General features: G+C 53.8%; 19 protein-coding genes and 4 pseudogenes. 14 read left to right on the plus strand and 9 right to left on the minus strand.

The window, feature by feature from the left end; all coding sequences use genetic code 11:
• Window positions 1–502: 502 nt before the first annotated feature.
• Window positions 503–694, plus strand: coding sequence for a hypothetical protein (locus CHB65_RS04190; protein WP_089383816.1), 192 nt, complete (start codon window positions 503–505; stop codon window positions 692–694).
• 304 nt (window positions 695–998) lie between these two features.
• Here the strand turns inward: CHB65_RS04190 and CHB65_RS04195 are convergent, their stop codons facing one another.
• Window positions 999–1,544, minus strand: coding sequence for an AAA family ATPase (locus tag CHB65_RS04195; RefSeq protein WP_089383817.1), 546 nt, complete (start codon window positions 1,542–1,544; stop codon window positions 999–1,001).
• 411 nt (window positions 1,545–1,955) lie between these two features.
• On the opposite strand from CHB65_RS04195, the pseudogene CHB65_RS04200 reads away from it, so the two are divergent.
• Window positions 1,956–2,785, plus strand: a pseudogene (locus CHB65_RS04200) (IS5 family transposase).
• 162 nt (window positions 2,786–2,947) lie between these two features.
• Here the strand turns inward: CHB65_RS04200 and CHB65_RS04205 are convergent.
• Window positions 2,948–3,478: pseudogene (locus tag CHB65_RS04205) on the minus strand (ISH3 family transposase); the annotation flags it as partial.
• A 94-nt stretch (window positions 3,479–3,572) separates the two neighbouring features.
• Between CHB65_RS04205 and CHB65_RS04210 the strand changes: the two are divergent.
• Window positions 3,573–3,872 (plus strand): hypothetical protein, encoded by a 300-nt coding sequence (locus CHB65_RS04210; RefSeq protein ID WP_394335406.1) that lies wholly within the window; start codon window positions 3,573–3,575, stop codon window positions 3,870–3,872.
• Between the two features lie 225 nt (window positions 3,873–4,097).
• Complete coding sequence (locus CHB65_RS04215) at window positions 4,098–4,685, plus strand: IS5 family transposase (protein WP_281251550.1); 588 nt, start codon at window positions 4,098–4,100, stop codon at window positions 4,683–4,685.
• 213 nt (window positions 4,686–4,898) lie between these two features.
• Here CHB65_RS04215 and CHB65_RS04220 read toward each other — a convergent pair.
• Window positions 4,899–5,232: pseudogene (locus CHB65_RS04220) on the minus strand (ISH3 family transposase); the annotation flags it as partial.
• Window positions 5,233–5,362: 130 nt separating this feature from the next.
• Here CHB65_RS04220 and CHB65_RS04225 point away from each other — a divergent pair.
• From CHB65_RS04225 to CHB65_RS04255, 8 genes are all read left to right on the plus strand, one after another.
• The gene (locus tag CHB65_RS04225; RefSeq protein WP_179213575.1) at window positions 5,363–6,394 is read left to right on the plus strand and encodes an AIR synthase related protein; all 1,032 of its coding nucleotides are present in this window, start codon (window positions 5,363–5,365) and stop codon (window positions 6,392–6,394) included.
• A 3-nt stretch (window positions 6,395–6,397) separates the two neighbouring features.
• Window positions 6,398–7,075 carry an HIT family protein gene (locus CHB65_RS16730; protein ID WP_143420340.1) on the plus strand — a complete coding sequence of 226 codons (678 nt, stop codon included), beginning with the start codon at window positions 6,398–6,400 and terminating at the stop codon, window positions 7,073–7,075.
• Between the two features lie 43 nt (window positions 7,076–7,118).
• On the plus strand, window positions 7,119–8,144 hold the full coding sequence (locus CHB65_RS04230; protein WP_089383819.1) for a GAF domain-containing protein: 1,026 nt from the start codon (window positions 7,119–7,121) through the stop codon (window positions 8,142–8,144).
• A 295-nt stretch (window positions 8,145–8,439) separates the two neighbouring features.
• The gene (locus tag CHB65_RS04235; RefSeq protein WP_089383820.1) at window positions 8,440–9,255 is read left to right on the plus strand and encodes an IS5 family transposase; all 816 of its coding nucleotides are present in this window, start codon (window positions 8,440–8,442) and stop codon (window positions 9,253–9,255) included.
• Between the two features lie 723 nt (window positions 9,256–9,978).
• Window positions 9,979–10,584, plus strand: a complete 606-nt coding sequence (locus tag CHB65_RS04240) for a homing endonuclease associated repeat-containing protein (protein ID WP_143420341.1) — start codon at window positions 9,979–9,981, stop codon at window positions 10,582–10,584.
• 256 nt (window positions 10,585–10,840) lie between these two features.
• The gene (locus tag CHB65_RS04245; RefSeq protein ID WP_089383822.1) at window positions 10,841–11,983 is read left to right on the plus strand and encodes a ComEC/Rec2 family competence protein; all 1,143 of its coding nucleotides are present in this window, start codon (window positions 10,841–10,843) and stop codon (window positions 11,981–11,983) included.
• Entirely contained in the window at window positions 11,980–12,288 is a 309-nt protein-coding gene (locus tag CHB65_RS04250) for a DUF3006 domain-containing protein (protein ID WP_089383823.1), read from the plus strand. Before CHB65_RS04245 ends, CHB65_RS04250 begins: the two co-directional genes overlap by 4 nt.
• A 335-nt stretch (window positions 12,289–12,623) precedes the next feature.
• Window positions 12,624–13,205: a PH domain-containing protein gene (locus CHB65_RS04255; RefSeq protein WP_089383824.1), complete on the plus strand. Its 582-nt coding sequence runs from the start codon at window positions 12,624–12,626 to the stop codon at window positions 13,203–13,205.
• Here CHB65_RS04255 and CHB65_RS16735 read toward each other — a convergent pair.
• From CHB65_RS16735 to dpsA, 4 genes and pseudogenes are all read right to left on the minus strand, one after another.
• Window positions 13,202–13,630 carry a hypothetical protein gene (locus CHB65_RS16735; RefSeq protein WP_143420342.1) on the minus strand — a complete coding sequence of 143 codons (429 nt, stop codon included), beginning with the start codon at window positions 13,628–13,630 and terminating at the stop codon, window positions 13,202–13,204. The two genes, CHB65_RS04255 and CHB65_RS16735, sit on opposite strands and share 4 nt — an antisense overlap.
• Window positions 13,631–13,633: 3 nt before the next feature.
• Window positions 13,634–14,134, minus strand: coding sequence for a hypothetical protein (locus tag CHB65_RS17600; protein ID WP_218818914.1), 501 nt, complete (start codon window positions 14,132–14,134; stop codon window positions 13,634–13,636).
• A 62-nt stretch (window positions 14,135–14,196) separates the two neighbouring features.
• Window positions 14,197–15,654: pseudogene (locus CHB65_RS04265) on the minus strand (ATPase, T2SS/T4P/T4SS family); the annotation flags it as partial.
• 345 nt (window positions 15,655–15,999) lie between these two features.
• A complete protein-coding gene (gene dpsA, locus CHB65_RS04270) occupies window positions 16,000–16,545 on the minus strand; it encodes a DNA starvation/stationary phase protection protein DpsA (RefSeq protein ID WP_089383827.1) in 546 nt (181 codons plus the stop codon).
• Window positions 16,546–16,732: 187 nt separating this feature from the next.
• On the opposite strand from dpsA, the gene CHB65_RS17290 reads away from it, so the two are divergent.
• Entirely contained in the window at window positions 16,733–16,894 is a 162-nt protein-coding gene (locus tag CHB65_RS17290) for a hypothetical protein (RefSeq protein WP_179213576.1), read from the plus strand.
• A gap of 79 nt (window positions 16,895–16,973) precedes the next feature.
• On the opposite strand, the gene CHB65_RS04275 is transcribed toward CHB65_RS17290, so the two are convergent.
• Complete coding sequence (locus tag CHB65_RS04275; RefSeq protein WP_089383828.1) at window positions 16,974–17,888, minus strand: methyl-accepting chemotaxis protein; 915 nt, start codon at window positions 17,886–17,888, stop codon at window positions 16,974–16,976.
• Between the two features lie 186 nt (window positions 17,889–18,074).
• The gene (locus CHB65_RS04280; RefSeq protein ID WP_089383829.1) at window positions 18,075–18,734 is read right to left on the minus strand and encodes a helix-turn-helix domain-containing protein; all 660 of its coding nucleotides are present in this window, start codon (window positions 18,732–18,734) and stop codon (window positions 18,075–18,077) included.
• A gap of 360 nt (window positions 18,735–19,094) precedes the next feature.
• Here CHB65_RS04280 and CHB65_RS04285 point away from each other — a divergent pair, with 360 nt between their 5' ends.
• Window positions 19,095–20,393 carry a PQQ-dependent sugar dehydrogenase gene (locus CHB65_RS04285; protein ID WP_089384040.1) on the plus strand — a complete coding sequence of 433 codons (1,299 nt, stop codon included), beginning with the start codon at window positions 19,095–19,097 and terminating at the stop codon, window positions 20,391–20,393.
• The last annotated feature ends 24 nt before the right edge of the window (window positions 20,394–20,417 follow it).

Genomic DNA, 20,417 nt, shown 5'->3' on the forward strand with positions numbered 1-20,417 from the left:
TTGTTGTACACAGACAGGACTTCCTCATTCCTTCCGAAAGATGCCTCGATAAGCCGCCGCTATCACGCGGTTTCTCGCTTAACTAAAGACGGATGGGACATAGAGTTCAGCACGTTGGCTTACCACCCGGATCAGTTTTTCAGCCAGTCTCCCCCGTCTGATGCGCTGGTTTGGCCCGTAGAATATTAATCAATTGGCTCTGTTCAAATCCTCAATTGGTGATAGGTCTCTCGCATCGTGCTGTATATAGAGCCAACATGCAGCACAGGCGGTTCGTTGCTTCCGACAATCAGAGCCGTTTCTTCGATGATTTGCCTCTTGGAGCATCCAATAGAGAGTAGCAATCACCCGGAGCAATGCAGATTATCGCAAGAACATATCGGTCCCGAAAAGCTCTTTAGTCAGAAAGACACCGGCAATATTGGTTTTATTGACGCCATGCTCGGGGGTGTCAACCTTAGAATACAGTAATTTTACCGTAATATGGACTAGACGTATATCCATGCCTCCTGAAGGATATACGAGCGTCACGATTTCAGACGAGACAGCTGCCAAACTCACCGAAATTGTGGTTGGTCAGGATCTGGAAAGCATCGCTGAAGCAATCGACTATGCAGGTGATGTTGCACGAGATCCAGAAACACTCTCAGAGGCCGAATTAGCACGTCTTCTCCATCGAAAACTCGCAGACTAAGCGAGGTTACGGTAGACCTACCGTAATTCACTCTGCTAAGGTTGACACCCTTCCATCAGCATATCAAGGATATAACCCACGCTCTTGTTCGCTGTTTAACTGAGTACGATCCCTCGTTGGTGAAGCGTTCGACCCCACCGCTTGTTCGCCGGGCCACCATCCGCAGCGACCTTTCAGAGGACTCCTCATCTCAGGCAGAGGTATCTGACCAGTCGATGTTGAACGTTATTCACGCTGCCGACTCCCACGCAGCCGCTCGTGAGGAGGCAGGCTCTTGGTTCCCATCGTGGACAGTGGAGGACCACTAGTCGGCGTAGCCTCCGAGAGTCTCGCGGATAGTTTCGCGAAAAGTCGCAAGGTCATCTTCATTCCGGATCACAATGTCTGCCCGCTCCAGAGCCTCTTCCAGCCCATAATTAAATGCTCGGCGGTCCCGGGCGGCGAGTCCCCTTCGTGATTTAATGTCGTCGCTCCGCCCCCGTGACCTGATTCGCTCGAATCTGGTCTCGAAGTCTGCCGCAATATGGATCGTCACGAACTCGTCGCCGAGCGCAGACTCAAACAGTTGTACCTCCTCCCAACTTCGGATGCCATCTATGAACACTCCGTCGCTCGCTGCAATATTGAAATCATCAAGGCAGAGTCGGGCGACGGCACCCCTACCATGCTCTTCCCGGAGGTCAGCCGAGACCTTGGCTAAGTTGTCTTCAGTCACCGACAGACCTCGCCGCTCAATCTCTCGTCGAACGACATCGCCCATCGAGATCCGTCTTAGACCCATCTCTTCGGCCACGCCCGCTGCTTCGGTTTTCCCGCTCCCCGGAAGGCCGACAGCGGCAACAACGGTCATATTGACTGTTATTACCTAGATATACAAATATCTGCACGGCGATAGGGAAGCGTCTCAATTTCGCTCTTGATGAAATGAAGCCTGCTAAGTCCCCAGCGTGTGGAGTAAGAATGGGTGGTAAAGCCTGATGATACACAAGCGTCTCCGAACGCTTGCTCTTGATTGGTCTACGTGCCAAAGAAGCCGTATCATGGGACGCCGCCCTCTGTCTGACAGGCGGCGGCAGCGAGCCCGAATAGGTGTATTTCCGCACCATGCGCTCCCACTCCAGAGGTCACCATGTATTACCTCGGGACCTTCACAAGGACGAATCACACATCGCTGATTACTGCGCCAACTGTTCTGTTGAATCCGCAGAAGGCGGCGAAATAGCATCGCTCTGAAGGAGGAAGCGAAGCGGAAGAAGTGGATGTGCCTAAACTACTCTTCCGCTTCGTTAAGCAAGCGGTGTCGCTGGCTCAAAAGCGCTGTGCTGCCAGTCCAACGGCGGTGAGTGATCCGACTGGCAACAGATTTCCGGGTGGAAGCATGTGACGCTGCACTTTTTGCGGGTTCACATGGACGCGACGTACCGCGAGATCGTCGATTAGGCGAGTGAGATGGATCGCGTTCGTGGTCTATTACAGCTCGCTCGAACGGCATTTCCCGCACCCTCAACGCTGTACCGGTCGTTTGAGAGGGTGCCCATGTCCGTGTGGCGCGGATTCCTTCGGGAGTCCGCGAAACAGTGCGATCCGGGGTCGCACGGAGCTATCAATACCACGTTCTTCGACCGCGAAGCGGCATCGAGACACTACCAACACCGCTCGGATCGCCACATACGCACGCTCAAAACGACGGCGCTGGTCGATACAGACTCGTGTGCCGTCCTCGACATCCACTGCTCGGCACACTGGCCTCACGACACCCAGACTGGCCGTCAAGTCGCCCTTCGCAACACCTAGAAAATAGAAAGTATAGCCGGCGACAAAGGCTATGACGACCAATCTCTCCGGGACGCCCTCCAGTCAGAGGGCGTCCGACCCTTGCTGCGCCACCGGCTGTTCGCGCACTACGATCACGCACACAACGCCCGGTTGGACAGCAAATTATACGGCCAGCGGTGGATGGCCGAGACTGCGTTTTCGGCCATCAAGCGTCGGTTCGGCCCCGCTGTCCTCCCTCGCGCTTGGTACCGCGAGTTCCGCGAACTCGTGTTGACCGCCGCAGTTTACAACCTCGAACAAACTCTCAAACAGTGATCCCCACGCCGTCATCGGATTCAACAAAGCAGAGCCAACCGATCAGAACGCAGTAGTAAAAGCGAGCTGTATATCCACAGCAGCAAGAACGGCCAATCTCGGGCTAGTATAGCTCAGAGCTGTCGCTGACAGCTTAGAGTGATAAGCCGTGGGGTAACCCGGTCAGCCTGCGGTCGTCGCCCACTCGTATGTCTCAGGAACCCCTACACCGTTGGCCTCAAAGTACCAGCGCCGCTCAAGCTCTCCCTCCAGTTCCTTCCGAGTCCAGTCGCAACTTGTTGAACGTGAGCTCCTCGGGCAGGTCGCGCCCGCCCCATTGTGGGCGGGCGGCGACCGCCCATCTCAACACGAGCCAGAGGTTCTCTAATAGTGCCACAACCAGCATGATTGTAAACCGCACGACGGGTTCACGTGTCGTCGTGATCCCTCGTGCTTCCCGGAGCAGTGATAGGTCGTTTCAATGCCTGAGCGCTTCCAGTAGAGCCGTACGACTTGCTTCGGTGACCGATCAGAAACACCACAAGTCACGTATCCACGAACCATCTCACCGTGCTTTTTTCGGCCACCATTCTGGTAAGAGACGACGACAGCGAGCGGGAAGCGGAATTCCCGTTCGCGGTCTTTGTACATGCGATAGGTCGTCATGTAGGACTTATGCACGTCGAGTTTCTCCTTCAGCGGCTCACCTTTTCGGATGCCTTGTTTTGCCGCCAATTGACGACAGTCTCAGCCACCTCATCTCCGATATTCCGTCAGATTAAGTGGGAAATGGACGCCGTCTGGCGATATGGCATCGCTCAGACGGCTTGCATGGATGTGTCGAAACCTTGCCAAACAGCATGTTGACGATCCAGATGTACCCGCCGCGCCGGATGGCGCGGACGGGTACGCCCAATGGACCCAGATCGCGTTGATTCTGTTCCGTGTCGAATTGGAAAAGAGCCTCCGGGAGACGGAAGATTACCTCAATGAGATGCCCGGTGTCCTTGCCGTATTTGACCTCGATGAGGCACCTCACTACAGCTCATTCTGCCGGTGGGAAAACGAGTATCGAATGCGTGAACTCCGCCGCCTGCTCCGCGCTTAATGAGCGCGACGCGATCTGAAAGTTAGCTCAGAATTCGCAGTTTAGGAGCCCTCTACGGCGACATTTCAAGCGGAGTCTCAACGCAGAACGTGGTTTATATGGTGGTGGACAAAACGTCCCTTAGAGAGCTTTTACTGCTTGTCTTCGACACCCAACTTTTTATCCGAAAGTTGTATCAAAAATACTACTATCTCATAGAGACGGCCTCAGATCGCCGTGCACCTAGTGCACGCTTCTCTTAGTCCGTCATATCTAACAATCGAATTAGTTTTCAAACCTTCTCTGAGCCATTATTCTGCGGAGCAGGCGGGCTGGAGTGGTGAAGCCGCAATCGACGCCAGTGGCTTCCAACGCGATCAGACCAGCTACCACTACCGTGATCGCGCGAACTGCTCGCTCCAGTCGATGAAGACCACGATCCTGATCGATGTGAACTCACTGGCGATCAGAGACGTCCATTTCACGACGCAGAAGGCGTGGGACGGACATATTGGGATGCAGGTCTTCCGCCGGAACGCGGAAGACCTGCGGGTTTTGTCTGCCGACGCGAATTACTCATGGAGCGACCTCCGCGAGGAGTGTCGCTCCAACTCGACGCGACCGTTGATCAAACACAGAGAGCAGACACCGCTACAGAAGGCTCACAACGCCCGGATGACCGAGGATTACAACCAGCGGTGGATGAGTGAAACGGGCTTCTCGCAGTTGAAGGAAGACGACGGCGAGAAGCTGCGCTCCCGGAGCTGGCACGGCCAGTTCCGGGAGCTGACACGGAAGTGCATCATCCATAACCTAACGCAGGCGGCGAGTTAGGGCTCGCTGCCTGCTCTCCTTCTCCGGACGTATCCGGGAGAGGAATCGCCGTCGTCACCGGAACAACGAACCAAGATACCATAGTTCTGACCCTTTGATGAACACTGCTGGCGACAGCTACTGCAACTTCTGAATCCGAGAACAGGGTTCTGACACCGTGAAAGTGTGAATAATCTACCCCACCCCGGCGCTGTCTTGCGTTCAACAAGGCATTTTCGGAACGTGGAGGACCGTTGCGACAATTTCACCGGAGGAGCGGACGACACGTTCGTTGTAGAATCCGCTGTCCGCAAGCAGCATTTCGACCTCGAATGAATAGTTCTCGACGCGGTCGAGGCTGCAATCGACCGCGTCGGTACGAACGTATGTTATAGCCATCGTCACGGACGTGCCGTTGGAGACGACGTACGCCGTACAGTAGCGATGGTAAGTGGTGGTGCTCTCTAGGTGCCATCGAGCAGAGTTCGCCTTCATCCATGTAATGGACGCCGTGATAGGAGTTAATGATGGAGTCGGTAGAGCCGATTCTCGACCGGTCAGGGTCGAGAACCGATGGATACCCGCAGTGGGCCCGAGTACGGCCTATGAGAACTGGTGATAAATTATTTCTCCCCGGAAACTAATGTCTTTATATGAGGGTGTTAAACGATGTTGGGGAATATGGTATGCACGAGTATATGTCAGAGATTGCACATTCTGGAGAGGATGTTGTGGTGCCGATGGGTGAGGACGATTGTTCTGTCGTGAAAATAGATGGCACATACCTAATCCAAAGTTGTGACGCAATAAGTTCAAAGCCATTAACTTCAAAATATGGGAAACGGAATCCGAAAGGTGTTGCAAACTATCTAGTCCAAGCCAATTTGAGCGACATACTATCAAGTGGCGCTATACCCCAAGGAATACACACACTTTTTGAATTCCCTAGCTCTTATAGTTATGACAAGTACAAAGAATTTGTCAAAGGATTTTCTGAAATTACAAATCACTATAATATATCATGGTTAGGTGGTGACTTAAAAGAAACAGAAGGTACGCGTTTGGCTGCTATGATTCAAGGTACAGTCTCAAATAAAGAGCAGATCCGTACGAGAGCAGGCGCAGAGGTTGGTGACGTGATTATTGTAACAAGAAATATTGGGACAATAAATGCTGCCACCTTTTTTATTGATAAATATGACAGCATATCAAAAAAAGATGAGGAGTATCTTTACGAAAAAACCAAGATGCCAGAAGCGCCATACGAGGAATCTATATATATGACAAAAAACAATATTGGTAATGGAGGGCTTGATATCACGGACGGATTGGGAATGGATTTGAAAAAATTAGCTGATAAAAGTGATGTTGGTCTTAGGATTAAAGAAAGCAAGATACCAATGGACGATCAAGTTGTGAAAATAATTAATCAATATACTGAGTATCATCCATCAGCTTTCGCATTCACTTTAGGAGGCGATTGGCAAAGTGTGGTAACTATGTCGCCTGACGATTGGAATGAAATCAAGGATCCAGTGAACAATGTTGGAAAAGCAACTAAGATTGGTAGAGTTATTGAGAAGTCTAGAGGTCTAGAGTATATCACTGATGAGGGGGCTCGCACCACTCTCCCGACAGGTGGAAAAGAGATTTTCACAGGATCTACAAGTTTTTCTTCAAAAACAGAAGAATTGCTGAATAAATACCAACAGACCACAAAAAAGGCTTGAATTATGAGTACAGAGAAATGTGAATTTTGTGGTATAGTGTCAGGAATTGAAGAGTTATACCAAACTAATCCACATATTGAAAATAAATATGATCCACCATACTATTCACGGTATTGGGTTGCGTGGCCTGATCCTGCACCCCTGACCAAAGGGCATATTCTTTTGGTACCATATCAACACGAACTAAGTATTGCTAGACTCAGTAGACATCAAAAAGAAGATTTAGTAAGAACGTCTACACTACTATCCGACTCATTACAAGAGTATTTTGATGAACAAAAGAATACCCTCTATTTTGAACACGGGTCCACAAAAATTGACGAAGAGACGGGCTGTATCGTACATCCACATTTTCATCTTATATTTGCTGAGGATGACATATTAGATAGTGTCGACAGTACTATATGGAACTCTTACAATAGCCTCATGACTGCTTGGGATAAACTGAATACAGGTTACTATCTATTTGGAAGGTTAGATGGGAACCGTACATATGGTGCTGGAATTGAAGAGTCAGGGGAATTAAGATGCAAAATGTTCCTTAGGCAATTCTTTGCCAACAAGTTATCAAAACGGGAGTTATATAACTATCACCGATATTCTGAAGGAATGGAGTCCGACGACTTATGTTCCTCAGTACCGATGTATGATCGTATTTTACGGAGCTTTCGTAATCCATAATATGGGATTAAATATCTCTATGATTATTAGCAAAGTATAAATTATGGCTCAAAATGGACCAACACTCGTTGAATATATTGGATCTCATAATGCAAAGAGAATAGTTGACTTAATCCAATTCTTTGGATTGGCTTCGCTCACTGTTGTATTTGGTACAAATATAACTACTAGATATGCATATCCAATTTTATTTATACTTTTCATATCCGCGGTGGCAGATTTTATTGGTTACAGATCCCGCAGCAGAAACTGGTTATCGCAAAGAATCGAAGCACGACTTTTGGCACTCAACCGAGTACTTGAGTACCCTGAAGGGTCTCATGTACGTTTCACTTACCATCGTGTCCTTCCACGACATATTCGAGAAAAGAAATTCATTATGGATACTGACATTATATGTAATGGGAATGAACAAAGGGGTGGAGGGGGGAGGCTATTTGACCTTGATAAAGGTGTAATTGGGGAGGCTTACAGAACGCGAGAACCAGTTGTCTATAATTGTTATAGTCGGGAAGATTGCATTGACAAGCTCACGGAAGGTCAAAATTTTGATCGTAAAGAGGCGAAAGAACACGCCTACAAACGTTCATATCTAGCATTTCCAATCGTTGACCCATCGAGATCATCAGAGGTAGTTCACGGGGTGGTGTATTTTGATTCACAGTTACCCGATACTTTTCCTCAGGATGAAAGCGAACACAAACTCGTCAATATTCGGGAGAGAGATCGATCCATGGTAGACGGGTTCGCTGTGAGAGCTGAAGACATTTTGAGTTCATCAAATAGTTCGGTTAAATTATATCTACAAGAATTAGAGCAAGAAACATCCAATACGGAGTACCTTTCCAAAGGTTGTACAATAAGAGTGTCATGGGGAGAGGTTCTACCTACAAATGCTGATGCAGTAATTTCTGAATCAAATGTCGAAATAGAGGATGGAACTGTGATTATTGACTCAGAGGTGATTTTAGGTGGAATAAGAGGTAAAAATGTCGATCAAAATACCAAAAAAATTATATCTACGTGCAGGGATATCAAAGCCGATGTGATTTCATCCCCTTCTTGGTGAACGGCACTCAAAAATTCCAGTATCAGCCTTAGCTTTTAATTGCTGATCGTTTTCGAATTGTATTGTGAGTTTCCGTCGTACATCTCTTAGATCCTCCTCCGAACAGTAAGTCTTTGACCTACTCTTGTGTAGCACGTTGTTGATTTCAGAAAGTCGCTTTGAGGGTGTGTTTAGGTGCTCCTTGTCCGGGTTTGTAATAAAGATGCCTTGTTTTGCCGCCAATTGACGACAGTCTCAGCCACCTCATCTCCGATATTCCGTCAGATTAAGTGGGAAATGGACGCCGTCTGGCGATATGGCATCGCTCAGACGGCTTGCATGGATGTGTCGAAACCTTGCCAAACAGCATGTTGACGATCCAGATGTACCCGCCGCGCCGGATGGCGCGGACGGGTATGCCCAATGGACCCAGATCGCGTTGATTCTGTTCCGTGTCGAATTGGAAAAGAGCCTCCGAGAGACGGAAGATTACCTCAACGAGATGCCCGGTGTCCTTGCCGTATTTGACCTCGACGAGGCACCGCATTACAGCTCATTCTGCAGGTGGGAAAACGAGTATCGAATGCGTGAACTCCGCCGCCTGCTCCGCCGAAGCGCGGAGCAGGCGGGCTGGAGTGGTGAAGCCGCAATCGACGCCAGTGGTTTCCAACGCGATCAGACCAGTTACCACTACCGTGATCGCGCGAACTACTCGCTCCAGTCGATGAAGACCACGATCTTGATCGATGTGAACTCACTAGCGATCAAGGACGTTCATTTTACGACGCAGAAGGCGTGGGACGGCCATATTGGGATGCAGGTCTTCCGCCGGAACGCGGAAGACCTGCGGGTCCTGTCTGCCGACGCGAATTACTCATGGAGCGACCTCCGCGAGGAGTGTCGCTCCAACTCGACGCGACCGTTGATCAAACACAGAGAGCAGACCCCGCTACAGAAGGCTCATAACGCCCGGATGAACGAGGATTACAACCAGCGGTGGATGAGTGAAACGGGCTTCTCGCAATTGAAGGAAGACGACGGCGAGAAGCTACGCTCCCGGAGCTGGCACGGCCAGTTCCGGGAGCTGATACGGAAGTGCATCATCCATAACCTAACGCAGGCGGCGAGTTAAGGGCTCGCCGCCTGCTCCCCTTCTCCGGACGTATCCGGGAGAGGCATCGCCGTCGTCACCGGAACAACGAACCAAGATGCCATAGTTCTGACCCTTTGATGAACACTGCTAGCGACAGCTACTGCAACTTCTGAATCCGAGAACAGGGTTCTGGCACCGTGAAAGTGTGAATAATCTACCCCACCCCGACGCTGTCTTGCGTTCAACAAGGCAAGATAGAACCAAGCACGTCTCAATCACACTCGCTGGTCGACTATGTCTTGCTCGAACGACGTCTGCCTAAGAAAGCATTATTCTCATTCATGCGGACCTGAAGGGTGTCAATCTTAGTAGAGAGAATCACAGTAAAATTATTGTAACCACGCTCAGTCTGCGATTTTTCGATGGAGAAGACGTGCTAATTCAGCCTCTGCGAGTGTTTCTGGGTCTCGTGCAGCATCAGCTGCATGGTCGATCGCTTCAGCAATGCTTTCCAGATCTTGGTTAACCACAAATTCGGTCAGTTTGACAGCTGTCTCGTCTAAAATCGTGACGCCCGTCTATGCTTCAGGAGGCATGGACACATCTGGTCTATATTACCGTTAAATTGCTGTACTCTAAGGTTGACACCTCTAGAATACGGAACATTAAACTCAGTATTCATCGTTGAGTTGTACCTATCAGAATACAAAAAAGAAACTAATCGAAATGTACATCGGTCATACGGTGACCACATCCAGTTGAATGAGCAGCGAACAACAATCTCGGAACCGAACGGATCGAACCACCTCATCGATGAACCGGATTTTGGATGAAGAGTTGCTCGCAGAGATCCAGCGCCTCCATGACGAACTCGGGCACGTCCCAAAAGTCGTCGAAATGGAAGAATACGGTGCTTATTCGTACGGTGTGTACTACAAGCGTTTCGGCGGATGGGAAGCGTCGATTTCGAAAGCCGGCTTCAAAACGGATCAAATTCCCCGTAAAACGGGCTGGATTCCTGAGAAAGAGTTGCTCGCAGAGATCCAGCGACTTCATAATAAGCTTGATCGTGTACCGAAAACTCTCGATATGATCGAACACGGTGAGTACAGTGACGTTACGTACCGGAACCGGTTCGGATCATGGGACGAAGCGATTACGCAGGCTGGGTTCGATCCGGCGGATATCCCACGCGTATCGCGAATTCCCGACGAAGAACTCCTTGCAGACCTACGTGATCTCGCTGAGGAAATTGATCGCATTCCAAGGCAAATAGATATGTTCACATACGGGACGCATGCGCCAAACACGTATCGCGTGCGCTTCGGTTCGTGGCCTGATGCGCTTGAGAAAGCAGGGATCAAATGAGTTGAGTTGCATCCGGATCACCCCTCAAGATCGGTCCCATATCTCTGAGGGAAGGCGCTGTTGAAACCCTATTCTTTAGACAGATTCTCATCTGAATCAACCGGTCGATGAGAGATGCGTATTGAGTGCTTCAGGCACGGGTGAGTGGCTGTACAAATGCGTCCAAGCAAACGAGTAGTGTGAGTACGAAGAAGTGAGCGGTCACGAGTGAATGTCTGGTCCGAACGTTCAACATGACAGACGGAGATTGGAAGTTATGAGACGGCCATTTGTGTTCTGCTGTGTTGTCATCATGCTACTCCTTGCGGGGTGTGCTGGCCTCCCCGGTGATGACGGAGTCTCAACTGACGACGTTCTCGTTGATGACCAAGCCGATCACGACGACGTTGCGGATTCTGATGACGACACTGGAGATGACAGCGACACCGACGATCAAACAGACGAGCGTGAGACACCAGCCACGGCCGATGGCGACCTCGAGATCCACCACATCGATGTCGGGCAAGCCGATGCGACGCTGCTCATCACGCCCACGGGCGAGACCATCCTGATCGATACCGGTGACTTCCGTCAGCGGGGAGCAGGCGTCATCGAATATCTCGAAGATCAAAAAATTGACCGGATCGACCACCTCGTCGCGACGCATGCACACGCCGACCACATTGGCGGGCACGACGCTGTGATCGAGTGGGCGGAGACTGAGGGCGACGGCATTGGCGCTGCCTATGACTCCGGGGTGCCGCATACCACTCGGACTTACGAGCGATATCTCGATGCGGTAGAGGAATACGACGTCGATCTTTTTACCGTCGAGGAAGGCGACGAATTGCCGATCGATGGCGATCTCAACGCGCTCGTCGTGAATCCACCAGCTGGTGACTCCGGGAGCAATTTACACTACAACAGCGTCTCGCTCGTGTTCGAGTTTGGCGAGTTCACCTATCTGACGACCGGCGACGCCGAGCGCGACGCCGAAGAACGGATGGTCGACGAGTGGACTGGCGAACTTGACGCCGATATGTATCAGGCAGGCCATCACGGCTCGCGCACGTCGTCAACGCCGGCGTTCCTTGACGTCGTGACGCCGGAGATGGTGATCATCTCGAGTGCGTACGAGTCACAGTATGGGCATCCACACGACGAGGTGCTCGATTCGTTCGCCGACCGCGAGGTCGAGACCTACTGGACAGGCGTTCACGGCGACGTTGTGGTGACTGCCAACGGTACGGGCTCTATCGACATCGCGAGCACAGAGGCGTTCTCCACGGACGCCGCCGACCTCCGGGCAGAAAAGCCAAGCGACGACGACCAGCAGTCGATCGAGCAGCCAGCAATCGGGAACGCACTACTCGGACACTCTACTGACTACACGCCACAGCAGGAGGCGAGCACCGGATGAGCACCTATACCGCGGTCGTCGACCGCATCGTTGACGGCGAAACCGCTGTGCTCCTACTCGAGGAGGTCGACGAGCACGATACGCAACTCGACCTGCCGGTAGAGAGGCTCCCGGCGAACGCACAGCGTGATGGAGCCGTCCTGACCGTTACACTCGTCGACGGGACGGTGACGTCGATACAACACGAGCAGGCGAAAACCCAGAAACGTCGAGAGGCCGCACAAAAGCGATTAGATCGGCTCTCAATGCCACTCCGTGAGCGAGATCAAGAGAATGCGGACGACGCCGCGGAACATGACTCTTGATCGACCACGCTCGTCAAGCACGGATTTGTTCCTCCGGATAAAGCGTGGATATTATGAACCAGATAAGGAAGGAAGTAAAGTATCTTGCCGGAGAGGTCGACGCTTCAACGCTTGAGGCAGCTGACTTCGCAGAGTAAGGTATCTGTGCTGCGGGTCACCGCTTTCGCTCCCAACATTCAATATATACAGATCCGACGCCTACTTGATAGCTTCTGTCGATAGCGTTAATGACTCAACCCACAAACCGTTCGTTATTTAAATTTGACTAATTAGATGGCACAGAATAGTGTAAAACGTCACATAAATTATAAGTGGGCGTATGACATGGTTTTTTTATGGGACTTTTCGATAACAACGATGACGCCCCGTTGGAAAACGCTGACCTAGATTGCCAACCACAGAACGAATTCGTAAGTAAGAGCGAAGTAAAAAAAATAGACGAATACTTGGACCCCGGAGAGAAGGTACATTTCTTAGCCGTGAGTGCCGGAGAGGGATTCGAGATTGATGGCGAAAGTATAGGTGATGTTTCAGCTCAACGAACCGCTGTAACTGATAAACGTATTGTGATCAAAAAGAAAAGGGGCCTATTTGGGCTTGAGTCGCAGAGTATTTGGTATGACAATATCTCTTCGGTTGATTTGAGTTCCGGTCTAGTAAACAAAAGGCTACGCGTGGAGACATCATCAAAAGTATATGGCATTGGAATTGGGGGTCTCGCGGATGATGCTGCTGAGAACATGAGTAATTTCATACGAACCAAGGTGTCACAAGCTAATCAGTCCGGTAGCAACAGCGGAGGTACAAGTGATGATCCACTTGATAAACTCGAACGACTACGTGATTTAAAAGACGAGGGAGTAATTACTGAACAGGAATTAGAGGAAAAGAAATCAGATATTCTGGATCAAATCTAAAAAATAATAAATAATATGAACAGAAACACAGCAATTACCACCAGATAGATAAGCCAGCTCGGAATTTCTGTACTACCCTCTTTTTGTCGAAGCTTACTCGTAAGTTCTGGTGGTAATTTTCCCGTGTATGGGGGAGATTCTGGTGAGATCCCATGTACTACTTCTACACAATCCTCGCAAACAAGATACGCCGATACGTCGGGAAGACGCGTCTCGCTTTCCTCAAGTTCGAATTGAATCTCTTGATCCCAGTTACCTGCATCTGCAAACTCACGACTGACTGTTCCTTCGCCCAGAAGAACTGCGTACCCTTGAGGTTCAATCACATCTTCAGGGACATCATCCATGGCAACTTCCTCACCACAAACATCACAGTAACTAGTTGAATACGATATCTCCTCAGTGATTGCAGTCTCTTTAGGCATGGATCACTCAGGGAAATTGTATACGGCTTTGGCACATGATTTGCATAGATACTGTTGTTCTAATGGGCTCTTTTTTTTGCCCAAGAACCACTTCACGATTACTTTCGGCGTGCGGTAGTTTCTTGCATGAGCTACTGGTGAGGTTTGATCAACGCTAATGTGATTGCCGCCGCCAACAAAAACAGGTGTTCCCCGCGGAAGATTATCTATATTATCTATGTCGTTATCAATGAAGACCTCATCGCTACAATGAACACAGACAGATGTTTCATACTCCACAGTTTTCGATTTTGCGGTTGTTCGCTCGCTCATAGCCGATAACGGGTCATAGATACCTAGCCTTATTGTATTTTCCCTGTAGGCGGTGGTGAAAAAGTCTTCACAAGGAACCGGTGAGACGAATTTGCGTTGTACCTGTCTACTGCATTCACCAGCCATTCCCACCCTAATTTCCGATAATCTTCCCTCCCGGAAAGTGAACCCAATGTGTGCCGCATGAGGCATGCATATATAACTTATATTTTAATAGAGCCGTGAAGGAACCAATCTACTAGTAGTATCTAGATATGGGCGTTCATCAGCGTCGTCTTGCCCACGCCGGTCGGCCCGGAGAACAACACGACGCCGTGGTGTTCATACAGCATCCACAACAGCGTCACCAGCTCCGTCGATATCGCCTCACGCTCGATGAGGTCGACGGGCGTCATGACGTCGCTCGCCTGTTTGCGGATCGAGACGTGGGGGCCATCCTCGGAGATGACCGGAAGCGCGACCGCACAGCGGATCGTCTCTTTTACCCCCTCGAGATCGAGGTTGACCTTCGCGGAGGGACGCGAGGCGTTGAGTTCGGTGCCGTCACGTGCGGCGAGCTGCGTGACCACGTTGATGAAGGCGGTTTCGTTCGCGAACGTGAGGTTCGTCGGCATCCGTCCCACGACCCCCTCCTCGGTCGTCCCGATCAGGTCACGGGGAACGACTTTCACCCGTTCGCCGACGCGGTTGGCTTCGATGTCCTCGAGGTTCGGGTCACGGATCGGGACCGTGAGGATCCCCTCGCCGACGAGGTCGCGGAGGACGTAGTACACGAGGTCATCGAGCCGGTCGCGTGCATACCGTGAGTCGACGGGAGGGACGCCGAGCCCGTGGTCGGCGAGCACCGTCCGGGTACGGACGTAGGTCGCATCGAGCCACGCTCGGGTGTTCCGTGCCGTGAGCTGTCGCGAGAGGAACCGCCGAGCCCGTTCGGTGACGAACGTCTCCCGATCGGTGATGACATCCTCCACCGTCGTCTCCCAGATCCGTTCTTTACACTCCTCGATGAGCGTTTCATCGCCCGGAAGGAGGTCAGGTTCGAGAACGGCGTACTTGAGCGAGAACTGATCGGAACCCAACAGCCGTTCGCGGTGGATGACGACCTCGACGTCGAACCCACCGAACGGCACGGTGTACCGATGGAGCCGCTCGCCAGTTATCCGCTCGACGTATGGCGTCTCGGGGTCAAACCCGGTTTCGACGGGTGCGAACGATTCCGTGTGAACGACGAGTTCCTCAGCGTCGCCGACGTCCGCGACCTCTATCCGGTCGTCGAGCGCGACGGGCGTCAACGGCCCGAGCAGCCGGAGTTCGCTCAGTGCATGGTAATCTATCCGGCGTCTGGCGGCCTCGCTCACCTCGAGGATCCCGTCGAGGACCCGTTCGTATTTCGGCTCGAATCCGGCTTCCGCCCGCTCTATCACCCCGGCGCGCGTCAGCGGACGGCGATGCCGAACGGCCGAGAAGTGGTCCCGTACCGTCTCCAATGCCCGTTCGTCGGCGGGCGAGAGCGGCGGTTCGCGCACGTCGTATTCGAACCGTCCCTCGTCGTATTCGCGTATCGTCGCCACCACCCCGGGTGCGGGTGCGTACTGCGCCCGGACGTCGGGTGCGTACCACGCTTCCGGATCGTCCGGCGGCACCGGCGCCGGCACCCGTCCGTTTCGCTCCGTCGTGTCCTCTCCGATCCGCAACGTCGGTCCCTCCGTCACGTCGATCCTCTCCGATGAACGGGGTTGCCTCCGTTCAGTATATAAGCGTTCGTTCACACAATATTTTAGAAAAAATAAACAAACGTGGATGTCATCGCACCGGTATCCGGTCACGCTCTTTTATATACCGTCACCGACGAGCCGGTATGTCCATGAACTTTTTCGTATATAAAATGAGGACGAGCACGGCCCGGCCGCCGAACGCCGCGGCATTCCACTGCGTGTGGTCCGTTCGACCTTCGGGTCCGCTCGACGGCGACTTCGACCATGCGGAGGGGAAGCGACGCCGCTGGCGGGTCAGGATCGAATAAAAGGGTGCAGGTCAGAGATGCGGGAGCGTCGGGCTCAGTGCGTCGCCGAGTCGAGCACGAGGGTGTCGTCCTCGAGGTAGTGTTCGAGGTGGTGGGTGTGCTCTTCGAGCGTCACGATCTGCTCACGTAGGATCTCGCTCGTCGCGTAGTCGCCGAGCCCCTCCGCGAGTTCGATGTGTTCGCGGTAGCTCTCGATGATGTCGCCCATCATTTCGATGTCGTTCGCGAGCGACGTCCGAATGTCGTAAACGTCCTCGTCCTCGACTTCGACGGTCGCGTTCTCGGCGAGCGTCGTCATGCTCGCGTGGGGAACGCCGCCGAGCGCCTGGAGCCGCTCCGCGAGCTCGTCGGCGGCCGCTTCGACGTCCTCATAGACCTCCTGAAGGAAGACGTGGATATCGAGGAACTCCGCGCCCTCGACGTTCCAGTGATGCTTGTGTAGCTGGTGATAGAGCGCGTACGCGTTCGCGAGGTCGGCGTTCAACGCGTCGATCACCTGTTCGGCCTTCTCCGTCTCCAATCGAAGCCCGTTCTCCTCGACGGTGCCGGCCTGTTGTCGGACCTGTTTCTGGGTGCTCATAGCGTCTATACATACGTTCTCCAGCGGCTTAAAAGCCGGTACGGGTGTGATACGCTCACGCATCAAAACGGTCCGAGGCGTCACGCGCCGTGGGCACGCGCTGTCCCCCTTCAGCGTTGAAGGCCCCGATCGATCCTCGAAAAACAGGACGATCTATTTACATATTGTCGAACGCCGTTTTAGTATCATGTCGCCGTCCGAGGAGGAGGCGGGGAAGCTACTGGATGAACTCGAGGGGAGCGATCTCCTTTCCGAGCGCATTGAACAGGAGATCCGAACCGTCCGTGAGAACGGCACCGATCTCGATGGGCTGAGAACCTTTCTCGAAGAGCGACGAAGCGACGACTGAACCCTCTTCGGTCGCTCCGTCACATCGTGCTTTCGTGGCGAAAAACCGTTCCGAGCACGCGCTACACCACCATAGCCGCTCAGTCGTCGGCCCCGTCGAGCAGCTCCTGAAAACCCTCGTTGACCTCGCCTATCATCGCGGCTTGTTCCTCCACCGCGGCGCTGATGGCGTCGGTTTCGTCGCTGATCTCCTCGGCGTTCGAGGCGGTCTGATCGACCATTGCAGCGACCTCCTCGGTGCTTGCAGCCTGTTCGTCGGTCGCGTGTGCGACCTCCTCGATGCCGATGTTGAGTTCCTCGATCGAATCGCTGATGCCCTCGAACCGCGAGAGCGTCGATTGGACCTCCTCGATACCGTCGTTGACTGATGTTTCGTTCTCCTCAAGCCCCTCGACCGCACGGTTCGTGTCGTCTTGGATCCCGTCAACGAGATTCTCGATATCGGTCACACGCCGCTGTGAGCGTTCGGCGAGCGACTTGATCTCCTCCGCGACGACCGCGAAGCCTTCGCCCGCATCGCCCGCACGCGCGGCCTCGATCGAGGCGTTGAGCGCCAGCAGGTTCGTCTGGTCGGCGATGTCGTTGATCACCGCAACCATCTCGTCGATCTCCGTGACGCGCTCTTCGATCCGGTGAACCCGTGTACTCACTTCGTCCGAGGACTCGTCGATCCGCGACATCGCCGTTCGAGTGTCACGGGCCGCCTCGCGGCCCTCCTTCGCGAGCTGCATGACCTCCTGTCCCTCGCTTGCGACCTCTTCGGCCGATGACGCCACTTCCTCCACGGCAGCGCTCATGTCGGAGACTTCGCTCCGCACCTGTCCCATCCCGTCGGACTGTTCACGGGCGAGCGCCGCGATCTCCTCGGTACGGACCGCGACATCCTCGGATGCCTCTTGGAGTTCGATAAGCGCGTGCGCTGCCTCCTCGACGTCGTTACTGTGGTCCTCTGCGGCGGTATCCAACGTATCCTCGATGGTTTCGGCTGTCGCCATTGTATCTCACACTGACAGTAGACCACACTTAACAGTAGTCACTGAATAAACAACTTGGATAACCAATACTTCACTCGTTGGGGGTTAGTTTCAACACGGATAATGAACCTTCGTCATCGAACTGTCGACGTCGATCCCATCCGTGACGTCTACAAAAAACACGACAAGCACCTCGGGACGCCGGTGTCAATCGGTCGGTGATGCGGTATCGTCGTCGAACTGTGCCGCGAGAACCGCGTTGATTCCGCGGCGGAGCCGCTGTGACACGGCCGTATCGGAGACGTCGAACTGTTCGCTGAGCTGTGAGAGCGATGTCCGTCGGGGAACCTCGAAGTATCCGGTCTCGTAGGCGGTGTGGAGTGTTCGGCGCTGTGCCGGCGTGAGTATGGGTTCTTCGTTCCGGCCCGCTCCATCGATTCGATCCACAGCGGCCGTCGCGCCGGCACGGGTACACTTCTCGACGAACCGATCGATGGCATCGCACTCGTAGGCCCGCACGCGAAACGTCCACTCCTCGGCCGTTCCCAGTCCTTCAAGAACGTCCAATCCGGCATTGACCAGCGAGACGAGGATTGCGTCGGCGTGCCATGGATACGTGACATGTACTAATGCGTAGGCGACGAACTCGTCGATCACCCGAACGTCCGTGACGGCGCTCTCCCTACGACCATCCAGTTCCCCGTGAAACTCATCGAGCCCATCCCGTCGGACGAGCACGTAGGAGATCACGATATTCTCGGAACCAAACATGAACGGGATCCGAACGATCCCTTCAGGTGCGGCCTCGACCAGCATGTTCGTCTCGTCGGCCGGCGTTCGAACGGTGATATCAGCGATGACAGCCATTCTCGTCTCGGTGTTCCTTGACTTTCCGTATCGGCTTCAACCGCGGTTGTCAAGCCCACTTACCATGGCATATTCGCGGATTGAACATATGACACTGTATTACTCTATTTATTCGAGATATCTTGCTTCTTCGATCCCTGTCCTTGCTTCGAGTACGGCTGCCATTTCCGTTTCGTGTGGTCTGCTAGTGTATTGAACACATAGTACAATATTAACTTATGGATTCAAGATACGGTTACCGATAACACCGCTGTCAGACGTCGACAACCGCCGATTTTAATTCATTGAGATGATACCTATCCGATGACCGGTCCCGTGACAACGTTCAACTCCTTGCCGATCAACATCTCGGTCAGAGCGATGACTACCGATCCGAACGTGACGGCCGGTTCACCGACCAGACGCCGGTTCCTCCGTGAAACGGCCATCGTCGGGGGAACGGTGGCGGTAGTCGGCTGTCTCGACGACACACCGGAAGGTACAGCCGACGACGCTGCTGCCGATGACGACGACGGTCCGGATGACCGGGACGGACCATACGCCGTCGAGAGGGTCGCCGAGGGGCTCGATCGGGTGTGGGGGCTCGCGTTCCTTCCGGCGGACGGCCGCCTGCTGGCGACCGAACGCGACGGCGACCTCAGACTGATCGATCCCGGTGATGCGACCAACGACGACGCCGTGGACGGGCCCGACGCCGACGAGGGTCCGCCCGTCGTCTCGGGCACCCCGGACGTGCTCGCGGCCGGGCAAGGTGGCTTGCTGGACGTCACGACCCATCCCGAGTATCCGGACGAACCCTTCGTCTACCTCACCTACGTCGCGGCGAACGCCGACGGTGAGTCGACCACGCACCTCGGCCGCGGGCGGCTCGATCCCGATGCGCCCGCGCTTGCGGGGTTCGAGGCGCTTCACGCCGCGGAGCCGTTCCTCGGCTCCTCACAGCATTTCGGCTCCCGGGTCGTCTTCGGCGCGGACGGGATGGCGTACGTGACCGTGGGGGATCGGGGATCCAAGGACTTCGGTCCCGATCACTACTCACAGGACCCCTCGAACGAGCTCGGCGCGATCCTCCGGCTCGAACCCGACGGGTCGATCCCCGAGGACAACCCCTTCGTCGACGACGCCGACGTCGCCGACTCGATCTACGCCTACGGCCTTCGGAACACCCAGGGGCTCGCCCGTCATCCCGAGACTGACGCGCTCTGGGCGTCCGAACACGGCGAGCGCGACGGCGACTCGATCACGATCGTCGAGCGCGGCGGCAACCACGGGTGGCCGATCGCACACTACGGCTGTGAGTACGGGAGCGACGACCCCGTCGGCGACCGTCCCGACGAACGCGACGACGTCGTCGACCCCGTCTACTACTGGGAGTGTGGTTCGGGTGGCTTCCCGCCCGCCGGGATGACGATCTACGACGGTGACGCCTTCCCCGACTGGGCAGGCGACCTGTTCGTCGGCAACCTCGCGGGGACCTATCTCGGTCACTTCACGATCGATGACCCTGCCGCCGATCGCCCCGTCGTCGAGGAGGTCGATCCGCTGCTCGAAGCGGAGGGATGGCGAGTTCGTGACGTGGCCATCGGTCCCGACGACGGGGCGCTCTACGTCGCGCTCGATGAGACGAACGCGCCGCTCGTCCGCGTGGTTCCCTCCTGACCCGCGTTCAGTTGGCCGGGACCA

Source organism: Halorubrum vacuolatum (genome assembly GCF_900188065.1).
Classification (GTDB): domain Archaea; phylum Halobacteriota; class Halobacteria; order Halobacteriales; family Haloferacaceae; genus Halorubrum; species Halorubrum vacuolatum.